14 protein-coding genes are annotated in these 13,603 nt (G+C 48.7%); 10 read left to right on the plus strand and 4 right to left on the minus strand.

Annotated features, from left to right (window positions below):
* Positions 1-64: 64 nt before the first annotated feature.
* Positions 65-1,927, minus strand: a complete 1,863-nt coding sequence (gene htpG, locus IEW74_RS07770) for a molecular chaperone HtpG (RefSeq protein ID WP_188663520.1) — start codon at positions 1,925-1,927, stop codon at positions 65-67.
* 224 nt (positions 1,928-2,151) lie between these two features.
* On the opposite strand from htpG, the gene IEW74_RS07775 reads away from it, so the two are divergent.
* On the plus strand, positions 2,152-2,517 hold the full coding sequence (locus IEW74_RS07775) for an HPF/RaiA family ribosome-associated protein (protein ID WP_188663522.1): 366 nt from the start codon (positions 2,152-2,154) through the stop codon (positions 2,515-2,517).
* Positions 2,518-2,575: 58 nt separating this feature from the next.
* On the opposite strand, the gene IEW74_RS07780 is transcribed toward IEW74_RS07775, so the two are convergent.
* Positions 2,576-3,007 carry a hypothetical protein gene (locus IEW74_RS07780; protein ID WP_188663524.1) on the minus strand — a complete coding sequence of 144 codons (432 nt, stop codon included), beginning with the start codon at positions 3,005-3,007 and terminating at the stop codon, positions 2,576-2,578.
* 434 nt (positions 3,008-3,441) lie between these two features.
* Here IEW74_RS07780 and IEW74_RS07785 point away from each other — a divergent pair, with 434 nt between their 5' ends.
* The 7 genes from IEW74_RS07785 to IEW74_RS07815 all read left to right on the plus strand — a co-directional run bounded on the left by IEW74_RS07785 (position 3,442) and on the right by IEW74_RS07815 (position 11,217).
* Positions 3,442-4,215, plus strand: a complete 774-nt coding sequence (locus IEW74_RS07785; protein WP_188663526.1) for a ferredoxin--NADP reductase — start codon at positions 3,442-3,444, stop codon at positions 4,213-4,215.
* Positions 4,216-4,376: 161 nt separating this feature from the next.
* The gene (locus IEW74_RS07790) at positions 4,377-4,781 is read left to right on the plus strand and encodes a hypothetical protein (RefSeq protein WP_188663528.1); all 405 of its coding nucleotides are present in this window, start codon (positions 4,377-4,379) and stop codon (positions 4,779-4,781) included.
* Between the two features lie 45 nt (positions 4,782-4,826).
* Positions 4,827-6,884, plus strand: coding sequence for a TonB-dependent receptor domain-containing protein (locus IEW74_RS07795; protein WP_188663530.1), 2,058 nt, complete (start codon positions 4,827-4,829; stop codon positions 6,882-6,884).
* Positions 6,871-7,674 (plus strand): energy transducer TonB, encoded by an 804-nt coding sequence (locus IEW74_RS07800; RefSeq protein ID WP_188663532.1) that lies wholly within the window; start codon positions 6,871-6,873, stop codon positions 7,672-7,674. The genes IEW74_RS07795 and IEW74_RS07800 overlap by 14 nt, the downstream gene beginning before the upstream one ends.
* 112 nt (positions 7,675-7,786) lie before the next feature.
* On the plus strand, positions 7,787-8,185 hold the full coding sequence (locus tag IEW74_RS07805; protein WP_188663533.1) for a DUF2946 family protein: 399 nt from the start codon (positions 7,787-7,789) through the stop codon (positions 8,183-8,185).
* Positions 8,186-8,335: 150 nt separating this feature from the next.
* Entirely contained in the window at positions 8,336-10,840 is a 2,505-nt protein-coding gene (locus IEW74_RS07810; protein ID WP_229734271.1) for a helicase-related protein, read from the plus strand.
* The gene (locus IEW74_RS07815) at positions 10,837-11,217 is read left to right on the plus strand and encodes an RNA-binding S4 domain-containing protein (protein ID WP_188663535.1); all 381 of its coding nucleotides are present in this window, start codon (positions 10,837-10,839) and stop codon (positions 11,215-11,217) included. Before IEW74_RS07810 ends, IEW74_RS07815 begins: the two co-directional genes overlap by 4 nt.
* Before the next feature lie 21 nt (positions 11,218-11,238).
* Here IEW74_RS07815 and IEW74_RS07820 read toward each other — a convergent pair whose 3' ends face one another.
* Both IEW74_RS07820 and IEW74_RS07825 read right to left on the minus strand, forming a co-directional pair.
* On the minus strand, positions 11,239-11,445 hold the full coding sequence (locus IEW74_RS07820) for a hypothetical protein (RefSeq protein ID WP_188663537.1): 207 nt from the start codon (positions 11,443-11,445) through the stop codon (positions 11,239-11,241).
* Positions 11,446-11,460: 15 nt separating this feature from the next.
* Positions 11,461-12,063, minus strand: coding sequence for a DUF938 domain-containing protein (locus IEW74_RS07825; protein WP_188663539.1), 603 nt, complete (start codon positions 12,061-12,063; stop codon positions 11,461-11,463).
* Between the two features lie 273 nt (positions 12,064-12,336).
* Between IEW74_RS07825 and fdxA the strand changes: the two genes are divergently transcribed.
* Together fdxA and IEW74_RS07835 are read left to right on the plus strand one after the other, a co-directional pair.
* The gene (gene fdxA / locus IEW74_RS07830; protein WP_188663541.1) at positions 12,337-12,672 is read left to right on the plus strand and encodes a ferredoxin FdxA; all 336 of its coding nucleotides are present in this window, start codon (positions 12,337-12,339) and stop codon (positions 12,670-12,672) included.
* Between the two features lie 346 nt (positions 12,673-13,018).
* Positions 13,019-13,525 carry a CarD family transcriptional regulator gene (locus IEW74_RS07835; RefSeq protein WP_188663543.1) on the plus strand — a complete coding sequence of 169 codons (507 nt, stop codon included), beginning with the start codon at positions 13,019-13,021 and terminating at the stop codon, positions 13,523-13,525.
* Positions 13,526-13,603: the final 78 nt, after the last annotated feature.

Raw genomic sequence — 13,603 nt, forward strand, 5'->3', positions numbered from 1 at the left:
AAGATATCGATAAAAAGAATGGGCCACGAAGGAAAACTCTTTCGTGGCCCATTTTTTACATGGCTTAAACCAAGCCTTTTTCCATTGCCGATGTCATACGATGGGCAAAAGCCGTCATATCGGGAATGGTTTCACCTTCAATAATACGGGCCTGATCCAGTAAAAGATGGGCTGCATCATCAATCGTCGGCGTGGTGCCGTCTGCAGACAGGTCAACCAATTTCTTAATCAAGCTATGTGTTGGGTTCAGTTCCAGAATTGGGGCATCGTCCGGTACGGCCTGACCATGTTGTTTCAACATGCGTTGCAAGTTGCGATCCATCGCCCCTTCGCCGGCGACCAAACAAACCGCACTATCGGTCAAACGGTCCGTGGAACGAACTTCTTGAACGCTATCGCCCAATACGGCCTTAAAAGCAGCGCATAAACGGTCGACACCGTCTTTATCTGCACTCTCTTCTTTGGCGTCCTCGTCGCTTTCCCCGTCTTTTTTAATCTTGGACAGGTCAGCCCCACCTTTGGTGATCGACTGGAATTGCTTTTCTTCAAAAGCACCGACACCGGGGATCCAGAATTCATCGATCGGGTCGGTCATAAACAGAACCTCAACCCCTTTGGCCTTAAAGCCTTCCAATTGCGGAGATTTCTTCAAGGCATCGATATCATCACCGGAAATATAGAAAATCTGGTCCTGACCTTCCTTCATGCGTTCGACATATTGCGCCAAGGAAACCCAATCATCATCCTGTGTTGATTTGAAACGAGCCAAGGCCAGACAGTCTTGTTTATGGGCAAAATCTTCGTAGATGCCTTCTTTCATCACCGCGCCAAAGTTTTCCCAAAATGTGACATAGCCTTCGGTGTCTTTTTCAGCCTTTTTCTTCAGCTCGCCCAAAATTTTCTTGGTGAGACCGGCTTTGATTTTCGCCAGAACCGGATTGTGTTGCAGCATTTCGCGTGACACATTCAACGGCAAATCCCCACTATCGACAACACCGCGTACAAAACGCAGGTATTGCGGGATAACTTCATCACAATCATCGGTGATAAACACACGATTGACGTATAGCTTCAGGTGGTTTTTACGTTCCGGTGTGAACAAATCCATCGGGCGTGAACCGGGAATGAACAGCAAGTTGGTATATTCAATCACCCCTTCAACCCGGTTATGTAAAGTCAGCCACGGTTCATCAAAGGCATGGGCCACATGGTGATAGAACTCTTTATACTGTTCTTCACTGACATCGCTTTGCGAACGTGTCCAGATGGCAGAGGCAGAATTCAGCGTTTCGTCTTCTTCGCCTTTGAGCTCAATCGGAATACTGATGTGGTCGGAATAGGTTTTGACGATATGGCGCAGGCGATGATCTTCTAAAAATTCGCTTTGATCTTCGCGCATCTTCAATTGAATGGTTGTGCCGTGGCCGTCGCGTGTCGCATCCCCGATCACATAATCGCCTTCACCATTGCTGGTCCAGGACCAGGCCTTGTCTTCGCCCGCCTTACGGGTGGTCACCACCACTTCTTCGGCCACCATGAAGGAGGAATAGAACCCGACCCCAAATTGGCCGATCAAGTTCACATCCGACTTACCGGATTCTTCTGCCGCCTTTAAAAAGGCTTCGGTGCCGGATTTGGCAATCGTACCCAGATTATTAATCAGGTCGTCATGGTTCATACCGATACCGTTATCGGCAATCGTTAAGATTTTGGCCTCTTTATCAAGCGACAACGAGATTTTAAAATCTGAATCACCATCAAGAAGAGACGAATCGGTTTGCGCTTCATAACGCAATTTATCGCACGCATCCGATGCGTTAGAGATCAGTTCCCTGAGGAAAATCTCTTTATTGCTGTACAACGAGTGGGTGACAATATGCAGAAGTTTGCTGACTTCTGCCTGAAACGATAGTTTTTCTTCGGTCATGGCTAAAATTAAATATCCCTATATTGAAAATGGATGTGGTGGATATGTCTAAAAAAACACCCGTATGCAACCCTTCTTGTATAAAGAATCTGCAAAACTTGCATCTCTTATGTTGCGTAATCAAAAATAAGCAGGTATGAGAGTGGGAAATTCACTGACCATTGCGCCGTTTTCCGGCACGCAAGGTCGCAATCTGTAAAGTTTTTTTTTAGGGCACGAGATAAATGCAGTCTCCTTTGCAAATCGTTTTTCGCGATGTTGACCACTCCGACGCTGTCGAAGCGCGTATCCGCGAAAAAGTAGAAATGTTGGAAAAACATTCTGACAAAATCGTTAGCTGCCGCGTCACCGTGAGCGCGCCGCACAAAAGCCAGACTAAAGGCAAACTGTATGACATCCGTCTCGACATCAGCATGCCGGGCGAAGAAATCGTTGTGAACAAAAACCACAAAGATGACCACGCACACGAAGACGTCTATGTCACAATCCGTGATGCGTTTGATGCTGCACGTCGCCAAATCAAAGAATGGGTTCAACGTAACCGTGGCGAAGTCAAACAGCACGAAGACGAAGAAGCTGTTGCTGGCTAAACGCTGACACAATCAATAAAAAAAGCCCGCTGATCCTGAACAGGACAGCGGGCTTTTTTTATACCGCCTCGCTTGTTTGTAACTCGTCCCTTTTTGGGGGATAGATACAGAACAACAAGACAATCCCCAATGCCGCCACAAACCCAACCAAGGGAGAAAGGGCGCCAAAGACCACCACGACACCTGCGCACAAAACCAGATTAACCAGATAATATCGTCCAACCGGGCGCAAGGCCGTTGAACGGATACGACCGATCATGGACGCATACATAAATGTGGAACTGGCAAAGGTCAGAAGATAATTCACCACAATGATTTCCATGCCTGCCAAGGCTTCTTCCATAATCATACTGGCAATAATATTAAATGCCATGACCGCCACAAAACGAACAACGAATTCCCCCCGCGAAATCACGGTTTGAAATTTTACGTCATATAAAAAGGCTAAAATAGGGGGCGCGATGATTGAGAAGATTAAGACAGCTTGCATGATAATAGCTCAAAAAATTCGATTAACGACAAATTGGATAAGCTGCTACACCCCGAGCAAGGCAGAATTAGGGCACAGAAGTGAACACTATATCCTCATACTCTTTATCGTTATGAAAAGATGGGACACTTTTTTTCTTGAGCAGAGATTTAAAACTCTAAGAACCGTTCTTATATTCACTTTACTTAACCCAACTAAAATAGTAGGAATAGGCCAAATTCGCCGTTCACACGTTGGTGTGGGTGCGAATTTTATACATTTTCTATTTAACTAAAATTATTTGTAATTGACAAATAATTAACACTGCGTATTGTGCATTTAATTTCAGGACACAACATTCGACCGTTCCTGTAATATTGAGATTAGACCCCCTATGTATGGACAGGCGTGGCTTGCCCACGACCCCGACCATCACGAACACGAAGAGAGTAAAAATGGCTTTTTACCAAGAGGACGTATTAGAAGTAAAACACTGGAACGACAGCCTGTTCAGCTTTAAAACCTCGCGTCCGGATGCATTGAGATTCCATAATGGTCACTTTGTTATGATCGGTCTGGAAGTTAACGGTAAACCGCTAACGCGTGCCTACAGCATCGCCAGCGCCAACTACGAAGAACATCTGGAATTTTTGAGCATTAAAGTTCAGGACGGGCCTTTGACCTCACGCCTGCAACACTTGAAAAAAGATGACAAAATCCTGATCAGCAAAAAACCGGTGGGCACATTGGTTGTTGATGACCTGACACCCGCGAAAAACCTGTTCCTGTTTGCCACCGGAACCGGCCTCGCCCCGTTTATGAGCATCATTCGTGATTTTGAAACCTATGACCGTTTTGACAAAGTCATTCTGGTTCATGGTGTGCGCCACGTCAGCGAATTGGCCTATCAGGATTACATCAACGAAGAATTGCCCAATCACGAGTACCTCGGCGAAATGATCGCTGAAAAACTGGTTTATTATCCAACCGTGACACGCGAACCTTTCCGCAATCAGGGCCGTCTAACCGATTTGATCGTCAACGGTAAACTGTGTCAGGACCTTGGCTTGCCGCAATTAAATCCGGAAACGGATCGCGCCATGATCTGCGGCAGCCCGAGCATGCTGGAAGATACCTGCAAAATTCTGGATGATCTCGGTTTCCGTGCCTCCGCCCACACCGGCGATGCGGCTGATTATGTGATTGAACGCGCCTTTGTTGAACGTTAAATCCTGATTAAAGTAACCCGGACCCAATTGCCCCCCAATTCCTGTTCGGGATACTTTTAAAACGCCCTGCCTTGACCAAAGGCAGGGCGTTTTTATTTGTAATTTGGGAAAATTGATATATAAGAAAAGCCTCAAGATTACACTGACTAGAATGTTTCTAAATGATTGATTTGTTAAGACGTTTTCAAAAAGCAGGAAAGGCTGATATTTCGGCCCTGCTTCTGATCGCGTTTCTTTTTCAATTGTTTACCCCTATTGTCCTGTTTGCAGCAGAACACAGCGAGCAAGGCGAATACGAAGCTGCCCTTCGCAATAGCATTTGTCAGGTCATGCTGGCAGAACAGCAAGACACGTCCCTCCCAACCGAACAAACAGACGGTTTTGTTTGTGACTGGTGTCTACGCGGCACGTTTTTACCTGCTATACAACTCAAAGACCCTGCCCTTGGCGTTATCCTTACACGCTTACCCACATCGAAAATCACCTATAAGGAGACGCCCCTCGTCTTGGACACCCAAGTTTGGGGTAATATTGCGTCTTCACGGGCACCACCTTTTTCTTCTTAAAGATCCGTTTCACATATCCATTTATCTTTAAGAAGAGACTTAATTATGAAACAGCAATTATTGCTGGGCGCCGCTTTATGTGCGTTCCTGCCTTTGTCCGTCCATGCCGGTGATCCCGTTAAACTTCCGGAAGTTCTGGCCGAAGACCAAATCGAAACACCCCAGCGTATTATCCTGAATTTTGAAGAAGACAGCACCTTCCCGGCGGCTGACGGCGGGGACTATTTACAATCTGTCCCCGGTGTCTCCGGTAGCCGTATGGGCAGTCACGGGATTGATCCCTTTATCCGTGGTCAAAAACAGACCCAGTTAAATATCGTGGATGATGGCGTGTTTGTTCAAGGCGGCTGTCCCAACCGTATGGACCCGCCTGCCTCCTTCCTGTCCATTGATGGCAACGACGAATTGATCGTGGAAAAAGGTTATACCTCAGTCCAACATGGTAGCGGTGGTTCCGGCGGGACCGTGAAAACCAAACGCAACGCCCCGACCTTTACAGAAGGCAAATCGGCAAACATCAATATTTCAGGTGGCATTGACAGCAACGGCAACACCCGTGACGTTGCAATCAAAGGGTCCTTTGATCTTGGCGATGGTCACTATGTGCGTGCCAATATCGAAAAATCAGCCGCCAACACTTATGAAGACGGTAATGGCAAAAAAGTCCGTTCCGGCTTTGACCAACATGGCGGGCGACTGGATGTCGGTGTTCAGGCCACTGCAGATACAAAAATCACTTTTGGTGCACAATTAGATGATACCAGCGATGCCCTTTATGCCGGGGCTGGCATGGATGCACCGGAAGCCAAGATGATGGCCTTGCGCAGTTCCCTGACCCACAAAGGCGACCTTGGCCTGTTCAATCAAATTAACGCCTCTGCCTATATCAGTCAGGTCGATCACACAATGGATAACTTCAGCCTGCGCAGCCGCGCCGGTATGGGGATGCTGACCGATTCGGAAACTCAAATCTACGGCGGGACAGTCTCGTTGGAAAATAACGACCTTGTCGTTGGGGCCGATTTAAAAGTCTCCTATCAGGATGCCTTGCGTTACATGGGGGCACAAACCAACATTTATGCCAGCGGGAATGAACATGCCTATATGTGGCCGGGCATGACCACCGATCAAATTGGCCTGTTTGGTGAAAAAACCTATCAGGTAACGTCCGCCAGCAAGGTCAAAGTCGGGCTTCGTTATGACTATGTCGGGGTTGATGCAGGCAAGGTAAACACCGTTTCCGCACGGACCGGGCGTACCGCCAATCAACTGTACCAGATGTATTACGGCAAACAGTGGGACGACCAGAGCGAACATAACATTGGTGGTTTGTTGCGCTATGATCACGAACTGGATCAAAACATCGCCTTCTACGGCAGCTTGTCACGCGTTGTGCGCACCGCAGATGCCACAGAACGCGGGATGGCCGGTGATCATGCCACCGCAGCAAGCCGTTGGATCGGCAACCCGGATATCGACCCGGAACAACATCATCAAATTGAACTGGGTACCAGTGCCACCTATGACGGCTGGAACGTAGGCGGTTCTGTTTATTACAACAAAGTCAGTGATTACATCCTGCGCGATAACGCCACGGGTCAAGACGGCATTCTGCTGGCTGACAACGCCGATATTTATCGCAACGTCGATGCAACCTTGATGGGCTTTGAACTGTCCGGTGGGATTGATTTGATGGAAGGTTTGAACCTCGCCTTGAACGTGGCTTACACATACGGTGAAAATGACGAAGATAACCGTCCGCTGGCCCAAATTGCACCGCTGGAAGTCGGCGCAGCACTTGAATACAGCACCGCCGACTGGATGAGCGGTTTGCGCATGCGGGCGGCTGCCAAACAAAACCGCGCCGACATCGGGACAGTGACCAGTGGTCAGGACATCGAAAAAACCGGTGGCTATGCTGTCTTTGATGTTTATGGAAAAATCTGGGCCTTCCAACCGTTTAATCTGGCATTGGGCGTGACAAACGTGCTGGATAAAACCTATTCCAACCATTTGAACCGCAGCAGTTCTTTTGACAACACAGTCGCAAAGGTGAATGAACCGGGACGTTCATTCTTCCTGCGGATCAATGCTGATTTCTAATCAATATAGGCTGGACGAAAGCACCGGGCGGGTTGTCGTGGACACCCCGCTCGGGGCACGCCTGTTGCCCATCGGGGCCGCAGGTTTTTTGCATATCTTGCTGTTTAGCGGCCTGTTCCTGATCGGACAGGCCAGCGGGGAATTACACATCCCCAAAGACGATGCCCCCCAAGAAATCGCCTTTATGGTGGAAACCTACGTCGAACCTGTTATCGAACCCGAAGAGGTCATCGAAGAAACACCCATTGAAGAAGAAGAAATCGTTGAAGAAGAACCAGTAATCGAAGAAGAAGAAATCGCCGAAATTATCGAAGAAGCAGTTGAACCACCCAAAGAAGAAAAAAAGATAGAAAAACCCAAACCGCGAATCGTCCCCAAACAGGTTGAGGTGAAACCACCTGTCAAACCCGTATCGCCGCCGAAAACCGTACAGCCCCGACCAAAAATTCAGGCTGTCGCACAAGCTTTTACAACCGCACCTGTTAAAAAGGTCCAAGCCAAAACAGGCTTTATCAAACCGGTTTATCCGGCCTATTTGCGCAACCCCGCCCCGCCTTATCCCAAATCGGCCAAACGCCGCCGTCTGGAAGGGGTTGTGGAATTAAAAGTTTTGGTGAGTGCTGAAGGCCGTGTTTTAAATCTGAGCATCTTTAAATCCTGCGGGCATAGCGCACTGGATCGTTCCGCCTTACAAACCGTCAGGAACTGGCGCTTTCTACCCGCCAAACGCAACGGAAAAGCCGTCAACAGCGATGTCATCGTTCCCATACGTTTTCAACTGCGGACCTGATTTTAAACGCTTTGCCCTATTTCAGCCGTAATGGTTTGAATAATACGAATTGTATTCGTCCTGTTTTTTTGATAGGTATATTAAAGTTTATAGTAGCTGGAATGTTTAGTCTATGAGTCACAAGCTGACAAAACTGATGAACGCGCTGCGTGTCGATATATCGGCACTGTTGCTGATTGCGTTCGTCTTTCAGTTTGTCACGCCCGTTGTTGTTCTTGCCAGTGAATCACCTGCAATGGCTGAATTCGAATCGGCAATGCGCACCAGCATTTGCCGTGTTAATCTGGACAACGACCCGGACACGCCCAGCCATACAGACAATTTTGTCTGTGATTATTGCGTCCTTTGCCATCAGGATGCCACCCGGGATTTTGACCTCATTCTTCCCGAAGTCGTACACTTCGACTTCCATATAGGTCCCCCCCAACTCAGCGAAGCAGTCGCATTCGGGCACCAGGCACTTTCGCATTACGCCCGCACGAAATCGCCGCGCGCCCCTCCGCAAATATAAGGTTTTTCGCCCTCCCATAGGTGGGAGGCCCTTATTTTTGCCACCTCAAAGGTACTTTCACCTATGTGATTTGTAAGAGAGAGGGGTTTGATACCAACATTCCCCTCTTTTCTTGCCTCTTTTTGCAAACTGGTCCATTGTGCGCCCGTTATGCAAATTGATACTTCTTCAGATGCCCGTATTTCTGCGGTGCTTGGCCCTACAAATACCGGAAAAACCTATCTCGCCCTGGAACGTATGATGGCCCACGGCACCGGTATGATCGGCTTCCCTTTGCGCCTTCTGGCGCGTGAAAACTACGATCGGGTCGTCAAAATAAAAGGGCCTGATCAAGTCGCCCTGATTACCGGCGAAGAAAAAATACTTCCCCCACATGCCCGTTATTTTTTATGCACCGTCGAATCCATGCCTGTGGACCATACGGTTGATTTCCTCGCCATTGATGAAATTCAATTATGTGCAGACCCTGAACGCGGTCATATTTTCACCGATCGCCTGATTAATGCCCGTGGGCAGGCCGAAACCATGTTTATGGGCTCGCAATCCATCGCCCCCTTGATCCGTCGTTTGATCCCTGACGTCCAGTTTGATCAACGTCCCCGTTTTTCAAAACTGACCTATACCGGGTCAAAGAAAATTACCCGCCTGCCCAATCGTTCTGCCATTGTGGCGTTTTCTGCCTCCGAAGTGTACGCCATTGCCGAATTGATCAAACGTCAAAAAGGCGGGGCGGCTGTCGTCCTTGGTGCCCTCAGCCCACGCACCCGCAACGCACAGGTCGGACTGTATCAGGCAGGCGAGGTGGATTATATTATCGCCACAGACGCCATCGGTATGGGGTTGAACATGGATGTGGATCATGTCGCCTTTGCAGCCCTGTCCAAATTTGACGGACACCAGATGCGCAGACTGCAAGCCCCCGAACTGGCCCAAATCGCAGGACGGGCCGGACGTTACATGACAGATGGTACCTTCGGGGTGACGGCAGACTGCCCGCCCCTTGATCCTGAAATCATTGATCGGCTCGAATCCCATGAATTTGACAATATCGAACAGATTTACTGGCGCAATTCCCGCCTGCGTTTTACCTCGGTTGACACCTTGCAGATGGATTTGCGCCGCGCCCCACAAACACACGGATTGATCCGCCCGCGCATTCCCGAAGATGAAATCACGCTGGATTTTCTGTCCAAAAACCCGGATGTCATCAAATACGCCACACATCCCAAGGCCGTTAAGCTTTTGTGGGATGTTTGCCAAATTCCGGACTTTGCCAAGACCTTGTCCGACAGTCACCCCCGCCTTTTGGGACAGATTTATCAACATCTTTCCACCCATAAAAATCTATTGCCAACCGATTGGGTTGCCGGACATGTCCAACGTCTGGACCGTACAGACGGCGACATCGATACATTGACGCAACGCCTCGCCAGGATTCGAACCTGGACATATATTTCCCAGCGCAGCAAATGGCTGGTGGATCCACTTCATTGGCAAGATATCACCCGCCAAATTGAAGATAAAATATCCGATGCGCTGCATGAACAACTGACCAAACGGTTTGTTGATCGCCGGACCTCGGCTTTAATGAAAAAACTGAAAGACAAAGACGACCTGTTGGCAGCGGTGACCAAATCCGGGGACGTACTGGTCGAAGGTCATTTCGTCGGTCGCCTTGAAGGGTTTCATTTCGCCGCCGATGAAACCGACAACCCACATGCCAAGCGCGCCGTTAATGCCGCCGCCCTCAAAGCCTTGCGTCAGGAAATGGGTCGCCGGGTTGGCACGTTTGAAGATGAAAAAGACGAGGCTTTTAGCTTGCGTGACGATGGCTATGTTCTGTGGCGCGGCACACCTTGTGCCCGCCTTTATAAAGGCAGCGATGCCTTAAGCCCGCGCTTGGAGACCTTGGCATTCGATCTGATCGAAGACAGTTTGCGGGGTCGTGTCAGAAACCGCCTCACCAAATGGCTTGATCATTATATCAAACGCACCCTAAAACCGTTATTGGATTTGGAAAAAGCCAAACTGAACGGACCGGCGCGTGGTGTTATCTTCCAGTTGCGCGAAGGTCTGGGCACCTTGGCACGTAAGCAGGCCCGTGACCTGATCCGCGATATCGAAAGCAAAGACCGTAAAACCCTGCGCAAATACGGTGTGGTTATCGCCCGGCACAGTATCTATTGCCCAAAACTGTTAAAGGCCGCTGCTGTGCGATTGCGTGCCGATTTATGGACCCTCTATCACCAACCCGACATTGCCCCGTTTTATCCCGCCAGCGGCCTGATGTCCTTTGAGGCCCAACCCGATACCCCGCGCCTGTTTTATGAACAGATCGGTTATCAAATGTACGGCACCCGCTGTTTGCGTGTCGATATGGCCGAACGCATTGCGGAATTGGCATGGGAAAAAACAAAAAAGGGATCAACAGATATCAATGCGGATTTCACCAGCTTGGCGGGCTGTTCTGCCACTGTTATGTCCGATATTTTACGGCGCATGGGATATGATATTGAAAAATCCGCTGACACCCTTAAAGTCCAACGCAAGAAAGCCCATATAAAGAAAAAGACAAAGGCGAAGTCTGCACATCAAAAAACGGTTCGGATCGACCCGGATTCGCCTTTTGCCCAACTTAAAGACTGGAAGAAATGACAGAAACACTACGTGTTGATAAATGGCTTTGGCAGGCACGTTTTTTCAAAAGCCGCACCTTGGCCGCAAAATTTGTTTCCGGTGGTAAATTGCGTGTCAACGGCACCGCCATTTCCAAGGCCCACTATATGTTAAAACCCGATGATGTGCTGACATTCCCGTTGGGCCCTTATATTCGGCTGATTAAAGTCATCAAAATGGGAGAGCGGCGTGGCCCGGCACCCGAGGCCCGCACCCTTTACGAAGACTTGGACCCGCCCCAACCCAAACCAAAAATCGACAAACCCGCCAAAGTCGGTGAACGCGATGCAGGTGCCGGTCGCCCAACCAAACGCGAACGCCGCCAGATGGATAAGTGGCTGGCCGAAGCGGAATAGTCCCATCACGCGAGGCGGGCGCTATTTCCCGTCTTCTTCTTCGTTCTTTGTTTTAATACGAAAATAAATCGCCCCGGCAATCACAAGCACCCAAAGACTTATGCCGAACAGGCCGAGGCGTGCATCGGGGTCTTTTTCCAATACAAATATGGAAAAAACCACACCTAACAAAAAGATGATCAGCGCAAAAACTGCCAAATCTGCTTTAAAATTCGGATTTTGTCTCATGGGTCCGGTATAACTTCACTGGCGCTGAAAAACCAATGAAAAATTGTTTGCAGGCATCTCAACGACCTCTTGCAATGCAAGACCGTTTTTACGGGCCTCGGCATCAACCTCGCTGATATCGCGCACTGCGAAACGGGGATCTTTCTCTTTCAGCCAATATTCAAATTCCATATTGCTGGGGGCGGTATGTTCCCCATTTCGCCGATAAGGCCCGTATAGATACAGAAAACCGCCTTGCCGGATCAACGTCCCGGCTTTTTTCATTAACCCGATGGTCGCCTCCCACGCACTGATATGCACCATATTGATACATATCAGTGCATCCAATTCATTTTGGGGCCAATTGTCCTCTATTGTGGTATCCAACGACAAAGGGGGAAGAATATTTTCAAGTGCGTGATGATCCACCCAGCCCTGAATACTTTTCAGACAAGCCGGATCAAGATCACTGGGTTGCCAAACCAGCCCCGGATAATGTTGTGCAAAATGAACAACATGCTCGCCGCTGCCGCTTGCAATCTCCAAAACGCGTCCCGTATCGGGTAAAAACCGTTTTAGGACGGCTAAAATCGGACCCCGATTACGTGCAGTTGCGGGATAATTCAAACGGTGTGGCATTGGGGGAAGCTCCTTCTTTTTCAATAAGGTAGGAACTTTTACTTGGAGATGCAATGTTGTGATTGATTTTCACTCACACTCTGGATGCAAAAAAACGGGTATCCACAATATTCATATGGTTGCTGTCTCCAAAGGATTGTGCTACCTCAATTCAACTATTTTGGGGTATGAGCCGATCATGTCCTTTGGGGAAGAAGATATTAACGATTCGCTTTGTCCGCACGATTCGACAAACGGTTAAACCGGCCAAGCGATCAAAAAACGGAGATTCAAATGACCTACGTTGTCGTGGAAAACTGTATTAAATGTAAATACACCGACTGTGTCGAGGTCTGCCCGGTTGACTGTTTCTACGAAGGTGAAAACACCTTGGTAATCAACCCGGACGAATGTATTGATTGCGGCGTATGCGAACCGGAATGCCCGGCAGAAGCGATCTTGCCGGATACCGAAGACGGCATTGAAGACTGGCTGGAAATTAACCAGAAATTCGCAGAAGTCTGGCCGAACATCACAGCCAAGAAAGACCCGATGGAAAATGCCGATGCGGAAAATGGTCGCGCCGGTAAAAAAGCGGAACTGAGCGAAAACCCGGGCGCAGGCGACTGAGCCAAGCACCTGTAATCTTTTACAGTTTCAGATTTCAAAGACCTGCTTCTTCAGGAAAGAAGCGGGTTTTTGTCATGTTTTTGTAACTTAGGTCTGTTTTTTTGACCAATCTTGTGGTATAACCATTGCCAACAGCCGGTTCCGTGCGGAGCCGGTTTTTGACCGTCCAGAGTCTTATATCCCTGTCAAACTTTATGATGCTCAGGGCGGCCAACCAACCAAATATAGACAACCCGTTGTCATGTCGGCCCCTTCTGCTTAACCAAGCGGACGGTTTTTTTTGTCGCCGAATTTGGGTTCCCCCCACCTGATGGGCTGTCTGTGTAAAGAGTAAGAGAGATAAGAAATGGCTCAAAACCTACCGTTCGATTCTGGCGATTTTGTCGTATATCCGACTCATGGCGTTGGCCGCGTTGTGGGCGTTGAAACTCAGGAAATCGGTGGTCACGAACTCCAGTTATTTGTGATTACATTTGAACATGAACGCATGACGTTACGCGTCCCTGTCGGCAAAATCAAAGCCGCAGGCTTACGTAAACTCAGCTCCGGTAAAATCATGGAAACAGCAATGACCACGCTGAAAGGCAAAGCCAAAGTCAAGCGCACCATGTGGAGCCGCCGTGCACAGGAATATGAAGCAAAGATCAACTCCGGCGATCCGGTTTTGATTGCAGAAGTTGTTCGCGATCTTTATCGCAACGTCGGTCAACCTGACCAGTCTTTCTCCGAGCGCCAAATTTATGAAGCTGCGTTGGAGCGATTGGCCCATGAAGTTGCAGCCGTTGAAAACATCGACAAAGATGCGGCAACCGAAAAGCTGGAAGACGTCCTTCAAAAAGAAAAAGCCGCTTAAGCTTTACTTGCATATGACTTTATGAAAAGGCAGGATAGATTATAAATCTTCCTGCCTTTTCCTATAGATAAAAGGGAC

Source organism: Terasakiella brassicae, assembly GCF_014641495.1.
Classification (GTDB): domain Bacteria; phylum Pseudomonadota; class Alphaproteobacteria; order Rhodospirillales; family Terasakiellaceae; genus Terasakiella; species Terasakiella brassicae.

Excerpts from the sequence above, each read along its gene's own strand:
- IEW74_RS07820 (WP_188663537.1), bottom strand. The coding sequence starts at position 11,445 with ATGAGACAAAATCCGAATTTTAAAGCAGATTTGGCAGTTTTTGCGCTG.
- IEW74_RS07795 (WP_188663530.1), top strand. The coding sequence starts at position 4,827 with ATGAAACAGCAATTATTGCTGGGCGCCGCTTTATGTGCGTTCCTGCCT.
- IEW74_RS07775 (WP_188663522.1), top strand. The coding sequence starts at position 2,152 with ATGCAGTCTCCTTTGCAAATCGTTTTTCGCGATGTTGACCACTCCGAC.
- IEW74_RS07790 (WP_188663528.1), top strand. The coding sequence starts at position 4,377 with ATGATTGATTTGTTAAGACGTTTTCAAAAAGCAGGAAAGGCTGATATT.
- IEW74_RS07810 (WP_229734271.1), top strand. The coding sequence starts at position 8,336 with ATGCAAATTGATACTTCTTCAGATGCCCGTATTTCTGCGGTGCTTGGC.
- IEW74_RS07835 (WP_188663543.1), top strand. The coding sequence starts at position 13,019 with ATGGCTCAAAACCTACCGTTCGATTCTGGCGATTTTGTCGTATATCCG.
- IEW74_RS07815 (WP_188663535.1), top strand. The coding sequence starts at position 10,837 with ATGACAGAAACACTACGTGTTGATAAATGGCTTTGGCAGGCACGTTTT.
- htpG (WP_188663520.1), bottom strand. The coding sequence starts at position 1,927 with ATGACCGAAGAAAAACTATCGTTTCAGGCAGAAGTCAGCAAACTTCTG.
- fdxA (WP_188663541.1), top strand. The coding sequence starts at position 12,337 with ATGACCTACGTTGTCGTGGAAAACTGTATTAAATGTAAATACACCGAC.
- IEW74_RS07780 (WP_188663524.1), bottom strand. The coding sequence starts at position 3,007 with ATGCAAGCTGTCTTAATCTTCTCAATCATCGCGCCCCCTATTTTAGCC.
- IEW74_RS07825 (WP_188663539.1), bottom strand. The coding sequence starts at position 12,063 with ATGCCACACCGTTTGAATTATCCCGCAACTGCACGTAATCGGGGTCCG.
- IEW74_RS07800 (WP_188663532.1), top strand. The coding sequence starts at position 6,871 with ATGCTGATTTCTAATCAATATAGGCTGGACGAAAGCACCGGGCGGGTT.
- IEW74_RS07785 (WP_188663526.1), top strand. The coding sequence starts at position 3,442 with ATGGCTTTTTACCAAGAGGACGTATTAGAAGTAAAACACTGGAACGAC.
- IEW74_RS07805 (WP_188663533.1), top strand. The coding sequence starts at position 7,787 with ATGAGTCACAAGCTGACAAAACTGATGAACGCGCTGCGTGTCGATATA.